The sequence below is a fragment of the Pseudomonas sp. SMV71 genome (assembly GCF_052042015.1).
Lineage (GTDB): Bacteria > Pseudomonadota > Gammaproteobacteria > Pseudomonadales > Pseudomonadaceae > Aquipseudomonas.
Genome location: NZ_JBKGGU010000084.1, coordinates 1 through 226, shown reverse-complemented (window position 1 = coordinate 226; position 226 = coordinate 1). Strand labels below are relative to the sequence as shown.

The 226-nt window shown below is 69.5% G+C and carries 1 protein-coding gene; it reads left to right on the top strand.

Annotated features, from left to right (window positions below; genetic code table 11):
* On the top strand, positions 1-226 hold a 226-nt coding region (locus ACLEJQ_RS25890; RefSeq protein ID WP_440799972.1), incomplete at both ends, for a hypothetical protein.

Here is a 226-nt window from a genome sequence, read left to right as displayed (position 1 = left end):
ATGGCCGCTGGGTCAATCGCCTGTACTACGGCAGCGGCCACCTGCACCAGATCAACCTCGACGGCCAGGTCATCAGCGACTTCGAGCGCGACCGCCTGCACCGCGAAGTGCTGCGCACCCAGGGGCAGATCAGCACCCGCAGCGAATACGACCGCAGCGGCCGCCTGCGCGCCCGCCAACGCCGCCACAGCAGCCAGCCCTCCTTGCCGGCGCCGGTGCAAAAGCA